The sequence below is a fragment of the Parabacteroides sp. CT06 genome, assembly GCF_002257605.1.
GTDB classification, from domain to species: domain Bacteria; phylum Bacteroidota; class Bacteroidia; order Bacteroidales; family Tannerellaceae; genus Parabacteroides; species Parabacteroides distasonis.
The window spans coordinates 4,129,710-4,150,000 of record NZ_CP022754.1 but is presented as its reverse complement, the minus strand read 5'-3'; the positions used below and the strand labels follow the sequence as shown (position 1 = coordinate 4,150,000).

Annotated in this window: 18 protein-coding genes and 2 pseudogenes (1 of these 20 only partly in view); 11 read left to right on the top strand and 9 right to left on the bottom strand. The window is 47.5% G+C overall.

Annotation, left to right across the window (positions count from 1 at the left end; translation table 11 throughout):
- From CI960_RS18450 to CI960_RS18420, 7 genes are all read left to right on the top strand, one after another.
- Nucleotides 1-769 carry the 3' portion of a HAMP domain-containing sensor histidine kinase gene (locus CI960_RS18450; RefSeq protein WP_005853831.1) on the top strand. Its footprint begins 389 nt before the window's first position, so the window shows 769 of its 1,158 coding nt (coding positions 390-1,158); its start codon lies beyond the left edge, outside the window; its stop codon occupies nt 767-769.
- A gap of 88 nt (nt 770-857) precedes the next feature.
- Nucleotides 858-1,448: a DUF177 domain-containing protein gene (locus tag CI960_RS18445; protein WP_005853833.1), complete on the top strand. Its 591-nt coding sequence runs from the start codon at nt 858-860 to the stop codon at nt 1,446-1,448.
- A gap of 12 nt (nt 1,449-1,460) precedes the next feature.
- Nucleotides 1,461-1,646: a 50S ribosomal protein L32 gene (gene rpmF / locus CI960_RS18440; RefSeq protein ID WP_005634607.1), complete on the top strand. Its 186-nt coding sequence runs from the start codon at nt 1,461-1,463 to the stop codon at nt 1,644-1,646.
- Nucleotides 1,647-1,748: 102 nt separating this feature from the next.
- Entirely contained in the window at nt 1,749-2,753 is a 1,005-nt protein-coding gene (locus tag CI960_RS18435; protein WP_005853835.1) for a beta-ketoacyl-ACP synthase III, read from the top strand.
- A complete protein-coding gene (gene era, locus CI960_RS18430; protein WP_008773803.1) occupies nt 2,737-3,627 on the top strand; it encodes a GTPase Era in 891 nt (296 codons plus the stop codon). Before CI960_RS18435 ends, era begins: the two co-directional genes overlap by 17 nt.
- Nucleotides 3,628-3,651: 24 nt before the next feature.
- Complete coding sequence (der, locus tag CI960_RS18425) at nt 3,652-4,965, top strand: ribosome biogenesis GTPase Der (RefSeq protein ID WP_005853839.1); 1,314 nt, start codon at nt 3,652-3,654, stop codon at nt 4,963-4,965.
- A 123-nt stretch (nt 4,966-5,088) separates the two neighbouring features.
- Nucleotides 5,089-5,364 carry a hypothetical protein gene (locus tag CI960_RS18420; RefSeq protein WP_005853842.1) on the top strand — a complete coding sequence of 92 codons (276 nt, stop codon included), beginning with the start codon at nt 5,089-5,091 and terminating at the stop codon, nt 5,362-5,364.
- Between the two features lie 128 nt (nt 5,365-5,492).
- On the opposite strand, the pseudogene CI960_RS18410 reads toward CI960_RS18420, so the two are convergent.
- From CI960_RS18410 to CI960_RS18400, 3 genes and pseudogenes are all read right to left on the bottom strand, one after another.
- A pseudogene (locus CI960_RS18410) lies at nt 5,493-5,600 on the bottom strand (type II toxin-antitoxin system mRNA interferase toxin, RelE/StbE family); the annotation flags it as partial.
- Complete coding sequence (locus CI960_RS18405; protein WP_005853844.1) at nt 5,564-5,803, bottom strand: hypothetical protein; 240 nt, start codon at nt 5,801-5,803, stop codon at nt 5,564-5,566. The gene CI960_RS18405 and the pseudogene CI960_RS18410, both read right to left, overlap by 37 nt.
- A gap of 113 nt (nt 5,804-5,916) precedes the next feature.
- Nucleotides 5,917-6,768: a DUF6261 family protein gene (locus CI960_RS18400; protein WP_005853846.1), complete on the bottom strand. Its 852-nt coding sequence runs from the start codon at nt 6,766-6,768 to the stop codon at nt 5,917-5,919.
- 625 nt (nt 6,769-7,393) lie between these two features.
- Between CI960_RS18400 and CI960_RS18395 the strand changes: the two genes are divergently transcribed.
- Complete coding sequence (locus tag CI960_RS18395) at nt 7,394-8,095, top strand: hypothetical protein (protein WP_005853850.1); 702 nt, start codon at nt 7,394-7,396, stop codon at nt 8,093-8,095.
- Between the two features lie 70 nt (nt 8,096-8,165).
- Here CI960_RS18395 and CI960_RS23800 read toward each other — a convergent pair.
- Together CI960_RS23800 and CI960_RS23745 are read right to left on the bottom strand one after the other, a co-directional pair.
- Nucleotides 8,166-8,267, bottom strand: a pseudogene (locus CI960_RS23800) (antitoxin); the annotation flags it as partial.
- Nucleotides 8,268-8,487: 220 nt separating this feature from the next.
- The gene (locus CI960_RS23745) at nt 8,488-8,628 is read right to left on the bottom strand and encodes a DUF2442 domain-containing protein (RefSeq protein ID WP_005853854.1); all 141 of its coding nucleotides are present in this window, start codon (nt 8,626-8,628) and stop codon (nt 8,488-8,490) included.
- A gap of 184 nt (nt 8,629-8,812) precedes the next feature.
- Here CI960_RS23745 and CI960_RS18380 point away from each other — a divergent pair, with 184 nt between their 5' ends.
- The gene (locus tag CI960_RS18380) at nt 8,813-9,406 is read left to right on the top strand and encodes a hypothetical protein (RefSeq protein ID WP_005853856.1); all 594 of its coding nucleotides are present in this window, start codon (nt 8,813-8,815) and stop codon (nt 9,404-9,406) included.
- A gap of 60 nt (nt 9,407-9,466) precedes the next feature.
- On the opposite strand, the gene CI960_RS18375 is transcribed toward CI960_RS18380, so the two are convergent.
- The 4 genes from CI960_RS18375 to CI960_RS18360 form a co-directional block, all read right to left on the bottom strand.
- Complete coding sequence (locus CI960_RS18375) at nt 9,467-11,818, bottom strand: glycoside hydrolase family 3 N-terminal domain-containing protein (protein ID WP_005853858.1); 2,352 nt, start codon at nt 11,816-11,818, stop codon at nt 9,467-9,469.
- A gap of 185 nt (nt 11,819-12,003) precedes the next feature.
- Complete coding sequence (locus tag CI960_RS18370; RefSeq protein WP_005853860.1) at nt 12,004-13,779, bottom strand: glycoside hydrolase domain-containing protein; 1,776 nt, start codon at nt 13,777-13,779, stop codon at nt 12,004-12,006.
- Between the two features lie 57 nt (nt 13,780-13,836).
- The gene (locus tag CI960_RS18365; RefSeq protein ID WP_005853862.1) at nt 13,837-14,913 is read right to left on the bottom strand and encodes a TIGR04133 family radical SAM/SPASM protein; all 1,077 of its coding nucleotides are present in this window, start codon (nt 14,911-14,913) and stop codon (nt 13,837-13,839) included.
- 5 nt (nt 14,914-14,918) lie between these two features.
- Nucleotides 14,919-15,761 carry a radical SAM-associated putative lipoprotein gene (locus tag CI960_RS18360; RefSeq protein ID WP_005853865.1) on the bottom strand — a complete coding sequence of 281 codons (843 nt, stop codon included), beginning with the start codon at nt 15,759-15,761 and terminating at the stop codon, nt 14,919-14,921.
- A gap of 156 nt (nt 15,762-15,917) precedes the next feature.
- Here CI960_RS18360 and CI960_RS18355 point away from each other — a divergent pair, with 156 nt between their 5' ends.
- Both CI960_RS18355 and CI960_RS18350 read left to right on the top strand, forming a co-directional pair.
- On the top strand, nt 15,918-17,765 hold the full coding sequence (locus tag CI960_RS18355) for an ABC transporter ATP-binding protein (protein WP_005853867.1): 1,848 nt from the start codon (nt 15,918-15,920) through the stop codon (nt 17,763-17,765).
- A gap of 82 nt (nt 17,766-17,847) precedes the next feature.
- Entirely contained in the window at nt 17,848-20,277 is a 2,430-nt protein-coding gene (locus tag CI960_RS18350) for a glycoside hydrolase N-terminal domain-containing protein (protein ID WP_005853869.1), read from the top strand.
- Nucleotides 20,278-20,291 lie beyond the last annotated feature (14 nt).

Below are 20,291 nucleotides of genomic sequence, written 5' to 3'. Positions count from 1 at the left end.
TTTATATTACGATGATTCGATTATCTTAAAGCGACTGCTTGTTTATCCCTATGCGCAATTATCAGTTGTATTTGTTTTTATATTAATCGCTTTTTTAGCCTTGGCTAGTACAAAGAAGGCAGAACAGAATAAAGTGTGGGTGGGGTTATCGAAAGAGACGGCTCACCAATTAGGAACGCCTATATCCTCGCTAATCGCTTGGGTTGAATATTTGCGAACGAAAGATATAGATCCTTCTCTATTGACAGAGATGGATAAGGATGTGAAACGCTTACAAACGATAGCGGAGCGTTTCTCTAAAATCGGTTCAGATCCAGATCCGGTTCCGACAAATATCGTGGAATCCATCCGTGCGGCTTTGGGATACATGGAGACCCGTATTTCCTCGAAGGTGAAAATCAATACGTATTTACCGGAGCGGCCGATATTGGTCTTAATGAATGATTCCCTGTTCGCTTGGGTAATCGAGAACCTGACGAAAAATGCGGTGGACGCCATGGAGGGGCAGGGTGAGATTTCGCTAAAAGTAGAGGAAAGAGAGAAGGTCGTGCTGATCGATTTGGCTGATACCGGAAAAGGTATCCCGAAATCAAAATTCAAGACGGTTTTCAATCCGGGGTATACGACCAAGAAACGTGGCTGGGGATTAGGCTTGTCCTTGGTAAAGCGCATTATCGAGTCCTTCCAAGGAGGAAAGATTTTCGTGAAGAGTTCGGAGCTAGGGAAAGGGACGACTTTTCGTATAAAATTGAAGAAATATAAGGGTTAAATCGTATTATAGGAAAAAATAAGCATAAAGGTATTGTTTTTGTATTTAGTTTTTTCGTACCTTTGCAAGGTTTTTACACTAAAAGGCTTTGGGGAAATTTAAATTATATAATGTAGATTTGAAAAATCTCTCTCCGGGAGTACACGAATTCGAGTATCTTTTGGAGAACAAGTTTTTTGTGGACATTGACGGAACCGAGGTCCAGAAGGGCAAAGTGAAGGTTCATCTTACCGTAAAACGGTCGTCAATGATGTTTGAGATGAACTTTCAGATAGAAGGGGTTGTTGTTGTTCCATGCGATAGATGCTTGGACGATATGGAAATTCCTATTGATACCCACAATCGTCTGGCGGTAAAATTCGGCAAGGAATATGCCGAGGAGAGTGATGAGGTTGTCGTGATACCGGAAGAGGAGGGCGCTATTAATTTGGCGTGGTTCCTGTATGAGTTTATCGCTTTGGCGGTTCCCATGAAGCATGTACATGCGCCGGGTAAATGTAATAAGGCAATGTCGTCTAAATTGAAGAAACATACCGCCAGAAGTTCGGATGAGACCGAAGACGATTTTGAGGATGACATGGGAGGTGATGATTTGGCGTTGGAAGATGACGGAAACGCTAGTCCTGCCGATCCTCGTTGGGATGCTCTGAAAGGTTTGCTAGAGAATGATAACAATTAAATAAATAAAACAATGGCACATCCTAAAAGAAGACAAGGTAAGACAAGAACAGCCAAGAGAAGAACTCATGACAAGGCTGTAGCTCCAACAATGGCAATTTGCCCGAACTGTGGCGCATGGCACATCTATCACACTGTATGTGGTGAGTGCGGTTATTACAGAGGTAAATTAGCGATTGAAAAAGAAGCTGCTGTGTAAGTTTGTCAACTTATATGGTTTGATGAACAAAAGAAATAGCCCTAAAAGTTTTTTTAGGGCTTTTTTTTAATTGGGATAAGTAGTCCTTTTATTTTTAAAGTTATGGATAAGATAAATGCGGTTATCACAGGAGTGGGTGGATACGTTCCTGAAGATGTATTGACGAATGAGGATATTTCCAGAATGGTCGATACGACGGATGAGTGGATCATGACTCGTGTGGGTATTAAGGAGCGCAGGATATTGAAAGGGGAGGGCGTAGGACTCTCTTACATGGGTATACGGGCCGTGAAGCAATTGCTCGAGAAAACGAACCTGAATCCGGAAGAAGTAGAGGTTATCTTGACAGCTACGACTACCCCGGATCATCATTTCCCGACAACTTCTTCTATTATCGCTTATCATACAGGTTGTAAGAACGCGATGACTTTTGATATGCAAGGTGCGTGCGCAGGCTTCTTGTATGCTTTGGAGACGGGCGCTAATTATATTCGCTCGGGGCGTTATAAGAAGGTGGTTGTCGTATCGGGTGATAAGATGACATCTATTACAGATTATCAAGATCGTTCTACTTGTCCTTTGTTCGGGGATGCTTGCGGAGCGGTCTTGTTGGAGCCAACTACCGAGGAGTTTGGTATCTTGGATACAATTTTACGGACAGACGGCGTAGGCTATCCGCATCTGATCATGAAATCGGGCGGCTCGGCTTATCCTCCTTCTCACGAGACGGTGGACAACCGTGAGCATTTCGTTTATCAAGATGGACGTGTGGTGTTCAAGTACGCGGTTTCTTATATGGCGGACGTGGCCGCTGAGATCGCGGAGAAGAATGGCTTGACGCATGATGATATCGCGTGGATCGTTCCTCATCAAGCGAACCTGCGGATTATCGACGCTACGGCGAAACGCTTGGGCGTAGATATGGATAAGGTGATGATCAATATCCAGAAATATGGCAACACAAGCGCCGGTACGATTCCTATTTGTCTATGGGAATGGGAGAATCAATTGAAAAAAGGAGATAACCTGATCCTTGCCGCTTTTGGAGCGGGCTTTACGTGGGGAGCGGTTTATCTGAAATGGGGGTATGATGGAAAAAAAGCATAAATCGGGTTTTGTCAATATCGTTGGAAACCCAAACGTAGGTAAGTCTACGTTGATGAATCGTTTGGTCGGGGAGCGGATCTCTATTATCACCTCGAAGGCGCAAACGACAAGGCATCGTATTATGGGTATCGTGAATACCGACGATATGCAAATCGTGTATTCTGACACGCCGGGAGTCTTGCGGCCGAATTATAAGTTGCAGGAATCCATGCTTAATTTCTCTCAATCCGCCTTAGGCGACGCCGACGTGCTGTTGTACGTGACGGATGTCGTCGAGACGATTGATAAAAATAACGAGTTCCTAGCACGGGTACAGAGCATAGAGTGTCCGGTTCTCTTGTTGATCAATAAGATCGACCAGACCAATCAGCCGGAGCTGGAGAAGCTCGTGGCCCAGTGGAAGGAATTGCTTCCGAAGGCCGAGATCATCCCGATCTCCGCGCTTTCGAATTTCAATATAGATTACGTGAAGCGTCGGGTGGAGGAGTTGATGCCTGATTCCCCGCCTTATTTCGAGAAAGACGCCTTGACCGATAAACCGGCCCGTTTCTTCGTGACAGAGATCATTCGTGAGAAAATCTTGTTATATTATCAGAAGGAAATACCTTATGCGGTAGAAGTGGTCGTCGAGTTGTTCAAGGAAGATGATGAGCTGATCCATATCAAGGCGCTGATCATCGTGGAGCGTGATACCCAGAAGGGGATCATCATCGGGCATCAAGGGCAAGCATTGAAGAAAGTAGGTGCTATGGCCCGGAAGGATATCGAACGTTTCTTCGGAAAGAAGGTGTTTTTGGAAATGTTTGTCAAAGTGGAAAAAGACTGGCGTAACCGTGACAACATATTGAAGAACTTCGGTTATCAGCTGGACTAATAATAGCATACGAAAGGAGAATTTATGGGAAATATAGTAGCGATAGTGGGGAGACCCAATGTAGGTAAGTCAACCCTTTTCAACCGGTTGACGGGTACCCGTCAGGCGATCGTGAACGAGGAGGCTGGTACTACCCGCGACCGTCAGTACGGCAAGGTGGAGTGGACCGGCAAGGAGTTTTCGCTGATTGACACAGGCGGATGGGTGGTTAACTCGGAGGATGTTTTCGAGGAGGAGATCAACAAGCAGGTAAAAGTGGCTATCGAGGAGGCGGACGTGATCTTGTTCGTCGTCGATGTATTGAATGGCATCACGGATCTGGACATGGAGGTGGCGCAGATCTTGCGTCGTTGCAAGCGGCCGGTGATCGTGGTGGCGAACAAGGCGGATAATTATGATCTGCATCCGGCCTCGGCGGAGTTTTACTCGTTTGGCTTGGGAGATCCTTTCTGCATCTCGGCCATCAATGGTTCTTATACCGGGGATTTGCTGGATAAGATCGTGGCGACGTTGCCCGAGGAGAAGGTGGAGATACTGGAGGAGGAGTTGCCCCGTATCGCGATTATAGGACGCCCGAACGCGGGAAAATCTTCTCTTATCAATGCTTTTATTGGCGAGGATCGTCATATCGTTACCGATATCGCAGGCACGACCCGTGATTCCATCTACACGAAATATAATAAATTCGGCTTGAACTTCTATTTGGTGGATACGGCGGGTATCCGTAAGAAGGGGAAGGTGAATGAGGACTTGGAGTATTACTCGGTGATCCGTTCGATCCGCGCCATCGAGAACTCGGATGTCTGCGTGCTGATGTTGGACGCTACGAGGGGTATCGAGAGCCAGGATATGAATATCTTCTCGCTGGTGCAGAAGAATAAGAAGGGATTGGTGGTTTGTGTGAATAAGTGGGACTTGATCGAAGATAAGAGCCAGAAGGTGATCGACTCGTACACGACCGCTATCCGCGAGCGTCTGGCTCCGTTTACCGACTTCCCGATCTTGTTTATCTCCGCTCTGACGAAACAACGTATCCTGAAGGTGCTGGAGACCGCCAAGGAGGTTTACGAGAATCGCTCCAAGCGTGTCCCTACGGCCAAGCTGAACGAGGTGATGCTTCCGATCATCGAGAATTATCCTCCCCCAGCATGGAAGGGTAAGTATATCAAGATCAAATATATCACCCAGCTCCCGGCGGGCAGCGTGCCTTCTTTCGTGTTCTTCTGTAACTTGCCGCAATGGATCAAGGACCCGTACAAACGTTTCCTTGAGAACAAGATACGCGAGAACTGGGATTTTACCGGTACGCCGATTAATATATTTATCCGGGAAAAGTAAATACATAGTTACATATATGAGAGACGCTTGGCCATCCTTCGTGGAGGTCAGGCGTTTTTTATGCTGTGTATTTGGATTAATTGTGTATATTTGGGGCATTATCGAATTAAAAACAAAATAACTATGACGAAAGTGAAAGACATCTTTTCCAAAGCAGGGAGAAACCGTTGTCCCGCACGTTTTTCCGGTTCGGATAAATGGAACCCGAACCGTCCCGCTCAATTTACCCAAGAGGAGTTTTTGGAGCATATCCATGAGATAGAGAAAGGGCCGTTTACGCCGTTGGATATAGCGAATCGTGAGTTTGAGGAATGGAAGGTGGAGTTCCTGAGAAACCAAAAGCCGGATGTACCGAAACATTATCTTGGATTCTCATTTGATCGTTTATCGGATCACTGATTGCCGGATAGAGGTGCTGGACATTATCCATGCCGCTTCCAGCATGAACCGTATCAAGCGTACGAGAAGGATAAAGATAGAATAAAGCGAATGGCCGTCTTTCCTTATGGGGGAGGCGGCCATTTATCTTAGAATAGGTCTGAATGCGTTCCGGTATCGGTGAAAAGCAAGATTAGCTCCGTGTCGTCTTGGCTCCATATCAGCAGCCAATCTCCTTGGATATGGCATTCCCACAATCTAGGATTTGTTTCATCAAATCCTTTGTGCTTTCCGCATGATAAATCCTTCCTGACTTCACGTCCTCCAAGGCCTCGTCCAATCCGGATTTCTTCTGTGCCTTCACCTTGCCTTCCAGCGAAGTGATGAATTTCTTCAAGATGTCGGCGTATTTCTCGGGGATGGTTACCTCGAATGTCTTTAATGATGTCGTTGTCTCCATATCGCTCTGTTTTAGGAATTTCCTTCGCAAATATACGGAATAAAAAGAGAAGGGGAATTGTTTTCCTTCTCTTTTTATTTCCCGCTTCCGCGTCGGGGGGAGGGACGTGACGGTTAGATCTCGTCCGGGCTCTCGGAGTCTCCGCCGGGCGTAGGCTCGGGTGTAGGCTCGGGAGCGGGCGCCGGTTTCTTGGAGGCGGCCATGCGCTGGTTGTAGGCGGCGGTGGTCTCGGCGATCAGCTGGTTGAGGGCGGCGATGAAGGCGGTCGCTTTCTCGGACGGCTTCGCTACGCCATAGGACTGAGCCAGCAGGGTGAGATCGTCATAATACACGTCGATCCGCTTGCGCAGGTTGGCGCCGCTTTCCTTTTTGGAGATGGTCCGGTTTTGGACGCGTTGCTGCGACAGGCGGTCGTAGGCGTTATTCTCTTTCTCCAGCTCGGCGAGGTAAGCGTCGAGGCCGAGCGTGGTGACGTACGGCTTGTTCTCGTCCTTGCGCAAATCCAGCAAGAGGCCCTTTATCTTGGCGGTCTCCTGCGCCATGGGGAGGCGGGCGATGCCGTTATAAGGCTTGATGACCTTGTATAGGTACTTGCCCGCATCACGCTCGGCCTCCAGCGGGAGGGTACCGGCCCGTGAGATGCGGGTGATGATATAGATGGCGAGGTTGTCGCGATTGGTATCGTGCAAGGTCATTTGCTCGGTCTCCTGCGAGGTACGGCTCTCGTCCACCACGTCGGCCATGGCGAGGAGGTCTGCCTCGTAGGTATCGAGGAATTCTTTGGTGAGGCCCAGCTCGGGGATGCCGTCGCTGTCGGTCAGCAGGGAGATCTCGTCGGGGGACTCGGAATCGCCGTCACCGCTATTCCCGTTGGCTAGGTCGAGGACGTGGTTCATGAAGGAGAGGTACTCGGCGTTGTTGAAAAGAGAGAGCGGAAGTGTCTTGATTTTTGTGTAAGTACTCATGGTAAATTTGATTTAGAGTTTAAAAACTTCTCTAAGTTAGGGATATTTACTGAATAAGGGCTTCTTAGGCCTAAAAAATGGGGATTGAATGGCGCGAATAATCATCTTAGGCCTAAGAAATGGCTTTTCAAGGGTGAAAATAGGCTTTTTAGGCCTAAGAAATGGTTTCGCGGCCTTGAAAGGCCCTTCCTATGCCAAGGAAATCACTTTTCACGGTTGAAAAACTATCTTTTAGCCCTAAGAAGTCATTTTTCACCCTTCGAGGGTATTTCTTAGGGCTAAGAGACATTAAGAATCTGATTGTTTTGCGAATGTTTTAAAAAAACACGATCTTCGCGACGTATTGGAAAAATAACGTAGAAGCGTTTCGATATTATCTTGCATTGAAATCTGGACAATTTCAACCCAACAAGATAATGAGAAAGTAGCTCCTGCGCTTGTGCTTGTTATATACTTATCCTAAAGGTGAATTATATGCAATCATAAAGCGTGGGACTATTGTCTTATTATTGTTGGGTGGGCAGTCCAGAGCCTCAATGCAGTGATAAGCGATGGTTCTCACGCTTCTTTTATTTGTTAACCGCCTACTGGAGGGGACACGGAAGGAAAGATATTCTAGAATGCTATGAGGTTTGATGAGGTTATAGAAAAGTTATATAGTTCGGATGATGAACTTATATGTGAAGTATTAAATGAGGGATTGCATGTCAGCCAATGTGTGGATGCTGATTATGCGGTATGTACAGGTTTTCAGTGCAAAACTCATAAGGGAACTCTCTTTGATGTGAGATACTTGGTTGCCCAACAAAGGGTTTGTTATATGAAATGGTCATCGCCTGAGAGTAGGCCGGTAATAGGGTCTCCATGCAAATATGATCCAGAATTAAGGTTAAATAATGATTTTTTCTATTATGATTCTGGTTTTTCAGTATTAGAGGAACCTATATGGTATGCTTCTTATGATATTGAATCAAATCAGTTTAACCAAGCAAAAGTAAAGGATGTAAATCAAGATGAAGATAAACACATAGCAAGTGTTATTTTGGATGGTGATGTGAATGTTTCTTCTTTTCTAGTACATGGTAACCAAATAGAGATAGAGTCGTATCCTCTCGTTTGTAAGTATGTACCTGTATTGTATAAGTCTGATAAGTTTTCTCCATATTCTTATAGGGCAAATAGGAGAACATTTTACGAAGGGATTGATACATCGTGGGATAATTATGGTACAAGTTGTGAAAAATACAATGGTTATAATGGTTGGAGTGATGATCTCATAGATGATGTTTTTGGTGGTATACCCGAAGCTACATGGAATGTAGATTAATATAATAATTTTATAATCATAATCGGAAGATGGCGAAAAAGATGTCTTTTTTCGCCATCCTTGCGAACCTTCAAGCGCTTTTCTTCAAAAACGTTACCTCCTCTTTCAATGAAGGAAGATGATCGATGACGATGCTCCAGAGGATATCCACCGACAAGCTGTCTTTCAGATGCTTTTTCGTGAAGTTATCCATAAATCAATATGCTTCTCGCATAAGGCGATGATGCCGGGGCGATATTTGCTGAAGAAATCCATAAGAGTCTCGTTTGTGTTTGTTCCTGTTACGCCTCCACCCCATTCCTGTACAAGTAATCCGGAGCGAAATCTGCCCCATTGTACCATTCGAGCGCCCAGTGAGTGAGCCCGAACTGGACGAAATTCCGGAGGTCTTTCTATGGCTCGAAAAGTTTCCCTTTCAGTAAAGGGAGGAAGTTCACTAATTTCACCTTACCGTTGCTAAATTCCAATCGCATGGTATAGCCCTTTACATATTCCACGCCAGTGACGCGTATTAAATCTATATCTTCAGTCATAACTTTTTCTCTTTTAAATGGGTCTTAGGGAATTTTCATCACGAATATATGGAATAAAAAAGATAAGGGTACGAGTTCGCCTCTCTTTTTTGTCTTTCTTTCATCCACATTTCCTTGAAACCCTTGGAATCCCCATTTATAATCGTACCTTTATGTCTCTTTACCTTAAAAATTAAAAATAATCATGTTTACGCCATCAATGACAAACGAGGAAATAGAGGCAGTGGCCTATAAGGACTTTCTGGAGATCCGGGGAAGAGTGGAAATCGCGAAGGATAAATTCGTACAAAGGGTGAGATGCACGCCCCCGGGATTTTGGGCCTTGCATTCCTTGCAGGAGACACATACCCTTCAAACCCGCTCCAAGAATACATGGACTGTATATTTCTATTATTTGTACACGACACCGGCCGGTGCCGTGAAAGTCTCATCTATGATCTACACCTCCCTGCCGGGAGATGAAGGCACGGATTACCTGTTTATGAATAATCTCGACCGCTTCCGGCTGGAGAGGGTGAGCTTGCGTTTCTCGCGACAATACGAGGAACGCTATATCGACCCGAACCAGATCCAACTGAACGGCCTTCTGCCCGCCGTCTATTTCATGAGGACGGCCGGCGACCGGATGATCGCTCCCTACACTCCCGATACGTGGACCGAGGAGGAGAAGAAGGACAAATATCTCTTCGTGTCGGAGCAAGGGATCATGGAGGCGAAGCTGGAGGGGCGTGTGGAGACTTATCTTACTTTCAGGAAGCCGGAACAATCGGGTGATTAAATAAGTAGAGGGCGAGGTTGATACCCCGCCCTCCCGATAACTAGGTAGATACCTCCGGGCTTATCTTTTCAGAAGATCGATCCTCTCGCCGGGCAACAGTACCGCATGAACCTTCTCCGTTACCCGCCCCTTCACGTTGAAGGAATCCCTTAGGCGGATGTCGTCGGCGGAGGAGCCAATCTGCGCCTCATATTTACCGGACTCTACGACCCAATGACTGGCGCTCTCGTCGAAGGAGGCCAGATCCGTATCTTTCACCTTGAAGATGATCTCACGGCTCTCCCCCGGCTGGAGGAGTTGGGTCTTGACGAAACCTCTCAACTCTTTCGCCGGCTTATCCATGCTCTTGCCGGGGGCGGAGATATATAGCTGGACCACTTCCTTCCCGGCTACCGGGCCATTGTTCGTGATCGTGCAACTGATGCTGTAGTCCGTATCGCCCATGAACACTTTCAAGCTCGAATAATTGAAAGTTGTATACGACTGTCCGTAGCCAAACGGATAGGAGACGGGCACGCCGAACGTATCGAAGTAACGGTAGCCCACGTAGATACCCTCCTCGTAGTTGGTATAGTCAATATTCTTACGATCCGTATGCTCCGGGCCTCCTCCCATGAAACCGGCTAACATTTCTTTCAGGTCGATACCCGAAGCGTCCGGGAAATTCTTCGTGGAGGCTACGTCGGCGATGCTCACGGGGAAAGTCATCGGGAGCTTACCGGAAGGATTCACCTTTCCGGACAGGATATCGGCTACCGTGTTACCCCCTTCCTGCCCGGCTTGCCAAGCCAATAGGATGGCGTCCGGTTCCGATTTCCAGCTGGCGGTCTCGATCACGCCCCCGATATTCAAGATTACGACCACCTTCTTCCCTTCCTTATGGAAAGCGTCGGAAACCGATTGGATCAACGCTCGCTCATTCTCCGTCAGGTTGAAATCTCCCTCGATCTTCCGGTCTTGGAACTCTCCCGAGCTACGGCCTATCGTAACGAAGGCGATATCCGCCTCTTTCGCCTTAGCGGCCAGCCCTGCGGCATCCGGTACGAACTCCGGGATACGAGGGTGGTTGAAGAAAGCGGCGGCGGGGCTCGTGTCTTTCGGCTGTTTCGCCTTTTCCTCGGTACTGTATTTCTCGTATAAGGCTTTCACTTCGGCGTCCATGGTATAACCGGCGTTTTCCAGACCTTCCACGAGGGATACGGTATAAGCCTCGTTCACGTCGCCGCTGCCGGTGCCTCCGGCGATAAAATCGTACGAGGTGGTACCGTAAGCCGCTATCTTCTTGATACCCGGGGCCAGCGGCAAGGCATTATTCGTATTCTTTAATAAAACCATACCTTCGGAAGCGGACGCACGGGTTACCTCGGCGTGAGCTTTCAGGTCCGGTTTGTCGGAATAGGCGTATTGGGCAAAGCGGGGGGATTGAAGGATCAGTCGTAATACACGGGTTACGTCCGTATCCACGTCTTCGATAGAGAGAGAACCGTCCTCAAGCGCTTTTAGGAGGGCCTCTTTCTGGTCCGGCCGTCCGGGCATCAGCAGATCGTTTCCGGCGTGGATCTGGGCGGGGGCGTTCTTGCCGCCAAACCAGTCGGTCATGACAAGGCCGCTAAAACCCCATTCGTCACGGAGGATGGTCGTTAATAAATCACGGCTTTCGGAGGCATACTCACCATTTATCTTATTGTAGGAAGACATGACCGTCCACGGGCTTGCCTCTTTTACGACCATCTCGAAACCTCTTAGGTAAATCTCCCGCAAGGCACGAGGGGTGAGGCGGGCATCCGTTCCCGTCCGGTTGGTCTCTTGATTATTGACGGCAAAATGCTTGATGGAGGTTCCCACGCCATTGCTTTGGATACCGTTTACCATCGCTGTCGCTATCCGGCCCGTCAAGTAGGGATCTTCGGAATAATACTCGAAGTTACGTCCGCAGAGAGGGCTTCGGTGGATATTCAGCGCAGGGGCCAAGAGTACGTCGCAACCGTATTCTTTCACCTCGTCGCCCATGGCGTTGCCTACGTTTTTGACCAATGCGGTGTTCCATGTGGAGGCTAGCAAGGTAGCGACCGGGAATGCCGTGCAATAATAGGTCGCCTCGTTCCCCTCGCGAGTCGGGGAGATACGTAATCCGGCGGGACCGTCGGCCACTACGATAGCGGGGATTCCCAGACGTTCGATCGGGAAGGTCGTTCCGGCGGCTCCCGGCACTATATTTTGCGTGCTGCCGACTACGGCTGATTGGCCGCCGAACCCGGGCATTCCGGTTCCGACTAACAGGGATACTTTCTCTTCGGCAGTCATGGCGGCTACGATTTTCTCGATAGGATCTTTACCCAATTGCGGCAAGGTTTGGGAGTGCCCTACTTGCATGGCCATCGTAAGGCATGTGCCCATTAATAGTTTGTTCATATAGAATGGTTTTTGTGTTTTTCAGTGCCCCAAAAATAGGCGAAGGAATCGAGGCGGACAAAGAAAAAGAAAGGTATCGGAGGTAAGGATTTCGTTTTTTGATGAATATCAAACATTGTAGGGGCTTGATGATATATTTAGGGGACGCAGACTGCGTGCTCTGCGTAGTCTGCGTCCTGTACTATTTATAATGTATTCAGAAGTTTATGAATCTCATTAACCATCTGCGTAGCGGATTCTTGTGTCTCGGATAAACCTTCCGGAGTGATCTTGGCAACCGTCTTGTTCAACTTCTCGAGTTTGCCTTTAGCTCCTTTCGTTGTCAGCTCTTCCCGGAGGATGCGGATCTTCTCGCAATCTTGTATACCCTCGACCAAACGTTCGAAGCGAATGCTACTGCGTGGACCGGGATAAATACTGTATGTATCGCCTGCCGCCCAAGTGCGGAAACGCGAGTCACGCAGAGGATCGGCGGTCCAGCTATTAACTGCCCAACGTAGATAACCGTCGTAACCACCGGCTACGGCGTGCAAGACCGTCCACGCCGCTTCCGCCGGATCGGAGAAGGTAAAGGTATTCGGGAACGCTTCTGCGCAACAGGTATAAACGGTACTGATCTGTCCCGCTTTATCACGGGCAGCCTTTACGTCTTCTGGGAATTTATGTCCATAGGGAATACTTAAATAGTATAAGTCCGATTGAATTTCCGGATGATAATTTCCGGCCAGCGTGATCTTGAACTCCGGATCGGCTTGCTTGATAACCTTGATCGCCTCACGCATCGCTTCCATCGGACGCTCGTCCATAGAGATAGCGGTTTTCTCGAACCAGCCTTTCTCGCGAAGGTGGCGGGAGAAATCTTTTAGGAAAGTACCCCAATAGTCTGCGTAAGCGGCGTCACCCGGTTTAGTGTTGAGGAATTGTACACGATTTGTCGCCTCGTCGTAATAATCGAAAGATAAAGCCCAAGGGATCATGGTGTAGCAACTGATCATATCATTGATACCGATCTCGTTCATCATGAATTCCACCCATTTGTCGAAGACGGCGTAATCATATGCCCAAGTGCCGTCTATCTTCTTGATCCGGGTGATCATGCTGTCGAAATGATCCTCGGTTTGTCCGGCCCAAGGTTTATGCATGATACTGGTGGTGATAGCGCGCTGTCCGGCGTTCGCCAGCATTTTCATGATCGGGCGCATAGCGTCGAAATGTTCTTTGCTCCAAAGAGGAACTTGGTAGTAACGGGCCACGGAATACGGGTTCTGCCATAAGTCCAGATGGAAAGCCCAGTCCTTCGGGGCGGGAAGTGTGCGGTTCAATACGTCCACTTCTATTTGTAATTCCATGGGGGAGGTATTTTTTCCCGTGACGGTCAATGTCCCTTTATATTTACCGGCTTTCGCGGATTGAGGTACCCAGATATTCATCCAGATCGGCTGGGTGGTGCGTGCCTTGATATCACGGATCTTTACGATATCCAATACATCGGCTACGACGGAGGAATCCCATTCCGCCTTATTCTCTCGGTGGCCGCAACCGCCTTTACGGTCTTTATTCAACTCATCGGTCATGACGTAACGGACAAAGTTCGTCGTGATTGCGGAGGATGGGATGATGGAAGAACCGCTCTTCAAGTCGCTCACGGTGATAGAGGCATCCTCGAGTCCCACCTTGGTCCATAACACGGCTTGCGCGTTTACCCGTTCCCCTTTCCATGCTTTCGTCTGCCAGCGATTGCTTTTCTTGACATCGGGAATACTGAGTTTCGGATATCGTATATCGGTCGTACCCCAGCTTAATTGGGTTGGGGCCGATAACTTGTCCCAGATCTCGTCGCTGTCATGCGGTTTCGTGTCGGTCAATTCCGTATAGTCGCCTAGCGGGTATTTCTCGGATTGCTGGGCTACGGTAAAAGAACTTAGTGCCAGAAAGGCACAAAGGATGAAAGTGTTTTTCATACGATTGCTTATTTTAGAATATTAACTAGGGCAAAGATAGGAATTAGTTGACAGTTGTCAACTGTCAACTAGCCTTTTATAGTGGCATACGAGCAGATTCCCCTCATCATCGTATAAGTGCATCCCGTTGCCTTCGCAATAACGGAACATCTTACAATCCGCGCATTCCCCTTTTTTAGCCCACTGGCGGTTACGATACGGTTTAAACTCATTATTCCAGATATCAATGAAATCGTCTTTATAGATGTTCCCTTGGTGGAAGTTCGCCCGTATACTGGGACAACCGGAGATAGCGCCATCAGCGAGGACAGAGGCTGTATTGATACCGGCGTTGCATTGGAAAATCGAGTCTCTCACCTCTGCCTCATAATTCCCGAGGAAGCCCTCACAGCCGTAGCTAACGTGTATCTTACCCTCTTTCCGGCTGAAGCGGATGAAGTTCATGACCCATGTGAACTGTTCGTTCGTCAGTTGCAAATCCGTCTCAGTCGCAGCACGTCCAACTGGGAAGATCGTAAAGATACGCCACCGTTTTACGCCCATCTCGATCAAAAAATCCTTGAAGAGCATCAAATCCTTGAAGTTGCGTTGGTTTACGCAAGTCACCACATCCCAGATGATCTCCTTTTCCTCGGCCAACATACAGATGGCATTCAGTGCCTTCTCGAAACTTTTAGGATTACGGCGAAGCCAGTTATGCGCTTCCTCGAAACCATCTAGGCTGATAGTCGCCGAGTGCAATCCGGAAGCCAAGAGCGAGTCGAGCCGTTCCCGGGTCATCAGATAACCATTGGAGACGATCCCCCAAGGATATCCCCTGCGATACAGTTCCAACCCGCATTTCTCGATATCCTTACGAACCAGCGCCTCGCCTCCGGTAAAGATGACGAGCACTTTGTTCGGCTCGACGTAAGGCGTGATATTGTCTATGACTTTCAGGAAGTCTTCGACAGGCATATCCGGGACAGAGGCCGAGACATGGCAATCGCTCCCGCAATGACGGCAGGATACATTACAACGAAGCGTACACTCCCAAAAGAGTGTACGCAATTCATGTAATTTAGCCCTGTTTTTCTTGATACTTCGAAAAAGCTCTAGGGCGATACGTTTTTTGATGTTTGGGCGTTTGTCCATATGTGTTATTTTTGTGGGCTGGAATGTACAAGCTGAAAGTTAACCTCTTTCGATCCTCTCCCAATCAGCATCCCTTCCCCGTCTATTAATTCAATTTCGCCGAAATTTACAACAATAGAATCAGTTTTCCAAGGATATTGAGGATCAGAAAAGGATGGTGATAGGCGTGCGTAAAGGGTATGTTCAGTTGCCGGAGCTTGATCATAGGTAAACTGATAGCGCCCGGTCTCATCTGTGACGGCAGGAAAACTGGTGATATCTTCATCTATATTAGGCGTATAGGCCGGAGAGGTATAGATTGTTACGCCCGGAACAGGCCAACCATCTTGATCGGTTACTCTCCCGTAGAAGGTATATAAGGTATAAGGTTCCGTGTGTGTATCGATGTATTCTTTTAGTTGGATTTGGATTTCCTTGGAAGCGCTTCCAAGAGACCAGCCTTCTCCTCCGGAAAAATCATTGCTGTCGAAGGTGACCGTTATCGTATCGGAAGCATATATCGCCTTATTCTTATCCCAATCGATATCCTCTATAATTAATCGATATTCCATGAAAGGGAAATCGGTTTTGCTAAAAATGAAATCTCCGTTTGTATCTGTCTGGAGGGTATCGGTATGTAACCATCCCTGCGGATGAGACTCTCCGCTCGGGTTGATGCGGACTTGTAGGTCGGGGATTGGCTCTCCTTTCATGTCTGTTACTTTCCCTTTTATTTGGAAATTGGCATGGGGACTACCATATTCGCAAGGTATCTCTCCATTCTCACCGCAAGAGAATCCTATGATGGCCAATAATCCGGTTAATAGACAGTTGATCTTTCTTAATAGTTGCAAGTTGATGTTTTCCATGATCTGATCGTTTTTATTTGTTTGCACTATATATAGATGCGAATATACGCAAAATAGTTGCTTACCGTCCGGTATTTGTCTTTTCTCTTTATATAATAGGGGTTGATATAGCTGTACTTTTTGTATCTTTGCCACTTCAATGTAACAGATCAATTTATGAGAGATTTCATACGTATTTTAAAGCGTTTCGTTCCCCCTTACAAAAAGTATATGGTTCTGAACATCGTGTTCAATGTACTTTCCGCTATCTTGAACCTGTTTTCTTTCGCCTTGATTATCCCGATCCTTCAGATCTTGTTTAAGATGGATGAGGGGAATTACACCTTTATGGATTGGAATTTTAACGCGGGAAGCTGGGAGTCGTGGAAAGCCTTGCCGGAGTTGATCAAAAATAACTTTTTTTGGTATGTATCCGATCTGATAGAGGTACACGGCGGTTCGTTCGCCTTGATTATGTTGGGAATCTTCCTGATCGTGGCGACTTTCTTGAAAGTGGCGACCATGTATCTGGCTTTTTATACGATGATCCCGATTCGAACCGGAGTCGTTCGTGATATCCGTAATCAGATTAACAAGAAGATTACGCAGTTGCCGTTGAGCTTTTTCTCCGAGGAGCGAAAAGGGGATATTATCGCCCGTGTATCCGGAGACGTGAACGAGATTGAGACATCCATCATGAGTTCATTGGACATGTTATTCAAGAACCCGATCCTGATCGTGATCTATCTGGTGGGTATGATCGCTATCAGTTGGCAACTTACCGTATTCGTCTTGATCCTGTTGCCGTTGGCGGGTTACGTAATGGGACAAGTCGGTAAGAAGTTGAAACGGAAGTCCTTGGAAGGACAGCAACAATGGGGATTTCTGATGAGCCAGATCGAGGAGACATTAGGCGGACTTCGTATTATCAAGGCTTTTAACGCCGAGAAGAAGATACAAGACCGTTTCGAGCGAAGCAATGATACTTTCCGTCGGTTGACAAACCGTATCTATCGCCGCCAACAAATGGCGCACCCGATGAGCGAGTTTTTGGGAACCGTTACGATCGCTATCGTACTTTGGTATGGAGGTACGCTGATCTTGAGTGCGAATAGCCCGATCGACGCTCCTACGTTTATTTATTATCTGGTTATTTTCTATAGCATTATCAATCCTGCGAAAGATCTAAGTAAGTCGGTTTATGCGATCCAGAAAGGTCTGGCCTCCATGGAACGTGTCGATAAGATCTTGAAGGCGGAGACGGATATCCATGATCCGGAACATCCGAAGAAGATCGCCTTGAAAGAGAAAATCAGTTATAAAGATGTCTGGTTTAAATATCAGGAAGCTTGGGTCTTGAAAGGAATCAATCTGGATATCCGGAAAGGAACAACCGTGGCTTTGGTCGGTCAATCCGGTTCGGGCAAAAGTACCTTGGTGGATCTATTGCCTCGCTTTTATGATGTGAATAAAGGGAATATTCGTATTGATGATACGGATATCCGTGAGGCCACCCTTTTCGATCTTAGGGGATTGATGGGAAATGTCAATCAAGAGGCTATCTTGTTTAACGATACCTTCTTCAACAATATCGCTTTTGGAGTGGAAGGAGCTACGATGGAACAGGTGGAGGAAGCCGCCCGCATCGCTAACGCTCACGATTTTATCATAGCGAGTGAGAAAGGTTACGATACCAATATAGGTGACCGAGGTGGAAAACTGTCTGGTGGACAACGCCAGCGAATCAGTATCGCCCGTGCGATCTTGAAGAATCCCCCGATCTTGATCTTGGATGAGGCCACATCCGCCTTGGATACGGAATCCGAACGTTTGGTACAAGAAGCGTTGGAGAACTTGATGAAGAACCGTACGACCGTAGTGATCGCCCACCGTCTCTCTACGATCCGTAACGCAGATGAGATCTGTGTGATGCATGAGGGTGAGATCGTAGAACGGGGCAAACACGAGGAGTTGTTGGCTTTGGATGGCTATTATAAACGACTATGTGATATGCAAAGCTTTTAGGGTGATACTGTAACCCGGGTTGCAGTGGATCGCCTCTTCGGCTTTTGATGGAAAAACAATAACAAGGAATAATCGTATGAATATGAAAGGACTTTATTTGATTTTGTTATCGTTCCTTTTCGGTTGTAATTTGCCGGATATGCAGACCGGGAAGGAGGTCTCATATTATTTTGATCAACCAGCGCAGATATGGGAAGAAACTTTGCCTTTGGGAAACGGCCGTATCGGTATGATGCCGGATGGTGGTATTGAGCGGGAGAATGTTGTCCTGAATGAGATCTCCCTGTGGTCCGGAAGTAAGCAAGATACGGACAATCCTTATGCGTATTATTCTTTGGCGAATATTCGTCGCCTTTTATTTGAGGGACGGAATGACGAGGCACAGGATTTGATGTATAAAACTTTCGTCTGCAAAGGGACCGGAAGTAATCTGGGTGACGGTGCGAACGCTCCGTATGGGAGTTACCAATTATTCGGAAATCTAGTGCTGAAATATACGTATCCGAATGAATCGGATTCTATCGCTGAGTATCGCAGGCGGTTGAACCTAAGCGAGGCTATCGCTTCCGTCTCTTTTAAAAGGGGGAATGTGAATTATCAACGGGAAATGTTTACCTCTTTTTCCGGTGATCTGGGAGTGATTCATTTGGTAGCGGATACGGATCGGGCTTTGAATTTCTCATTGGGTATGAATCGTCCGGAACATGCGACGATCTCTTTGGACGGAAAGGACTTGCTGATGCGGGGACAACTGCCGGACGGGGTGGATACGTTGGAGATGAAAGGGATGCGTTTCGCCTCTCGTGTCCGTATCGTCTTGCCGAAGGGAGGAGATTTGGCTACGACAGATAGCTGTCTGTCGGTGCGAAGTGCCTCGGAAGCGATTATCTTGGTAAGTTTAGGTACGGATTATTTCGATAAAGACGGCGCCGGACAATCCTTGGAAAAATACTTATCGCAAGCGGAATCTAAGGATTTCTCCACCTTGCGCCGGGAACATACACTTGCTTATCGCTCCCTGTTCGATCGGGTTTCTCTGGATTTGGGAAGAGGCGAAAGGGATCATCTTCCGATCAATGAGCGTTTGGCCGCTTTCGCTCAAGATAAGAACGATCCGGGATTGGCGGCTTTATATTTCCAGTTCGGTCGATATTTATTGATTTCCTCGACCCGGCAGGGATTACTGCCCCCGAATTTGCAAGGCTTGTGGTGTAATACGATTCATACGCCTTGGAACGGGGATTATCACCTAAATATTAATTTACAGATGAATCATTGGCCTGCGGAGGTCACGAACCTCTCCGAGTTGCACCTTCCGCTGATCGAATGGACGAAACTGCAAGTCCCTAGCGGCGAACGCACGGCCAAGGCTTTTTATAACGCACGGGGATGGGTTACCCATATTTTAGGTAATGTTTGGGAGTTTACCGCCCCGGGCGAACATCCATCGTGGGGAGCGACGAATACATCCGCCGCATGGCTATGCGAGCATTTGTATACGCATTATCAGTATACATTAGATAAGGCGTATTTGAGGGATGTTTATCCGACGATGAAAGGGGCTGCCCTATTCTTTGTGGATATGTTGGTGCAAGATCCCCGGACTAAATATCTGGTGACGGCACCTACGACCTCTCCGGAGAACGCTTATAAAATGCCAAACGGAAGTGTCGTGAGTATTTGTGCCGGATCGACAATGGATAATCAGATCGTGCGGGAATTATTTACGAATACCATTGAGGCCGCCGGGATTTTAGGCGTGGATAGCGCGTTCGCTGCTGAGTTGGCGGCGAAACGAGATCGCTTGATGCCAACGACGATCGGTAAAGACGGCCGTATTATGGAATGGCTCGAGCCGTATGAGGAGGTAGAGCCTACCCATCGTCATGTCTCTCATTTATATGGGCTTTATCCCGGGAATGAGATATCGATAGAGCATACGCCAGAGTTGGCTGAGGCGGCTCGTAAATCCTTGGAGGTCCGTGGTGATCAAAGCACGGGCTGGTCGATGGCTTGGAAGATTAATTTCTGGGCTCGTTTACAGGATGGCGATCATGCTTATAAATTGTTGGGTGATTTGTTACGTCCTTGCGTAGATGAGCATACGAAGGAGGTGAAGGGAGGAGGTTCTTATCCTAATTTGTTTTGTGCCCATCCTCCTTTCCAAATCGATGGTAATTTTGGAGGCACGGCGGGTATCGCGGAGATGCTGATACAGAGTCAAACCGGATTGATCGAGTTTTTGCCGGCTTTGCCTTCCGCTTGGAAAAACGGAAGCTTTAGCGGTTTGAAAGTCCGGAATGGCGGAGAGGTGTCGGCTAAATGGACGGAAGGTCTGCTGACGGAAGCTCGATTGAAAGCGATCGTTCCGGGTATTTTCCGGATCAAGCTTCCGGCAAATTCAGCGAACCTAAGTCTCAAGAAAAATCAGAAACCAGTATCTTTACCCGTAATCGATGGAATGCTAACGGTGGATTTGCAACAAGGAGACGAATTGATATTAATAATGTGAATAATATGCCAATA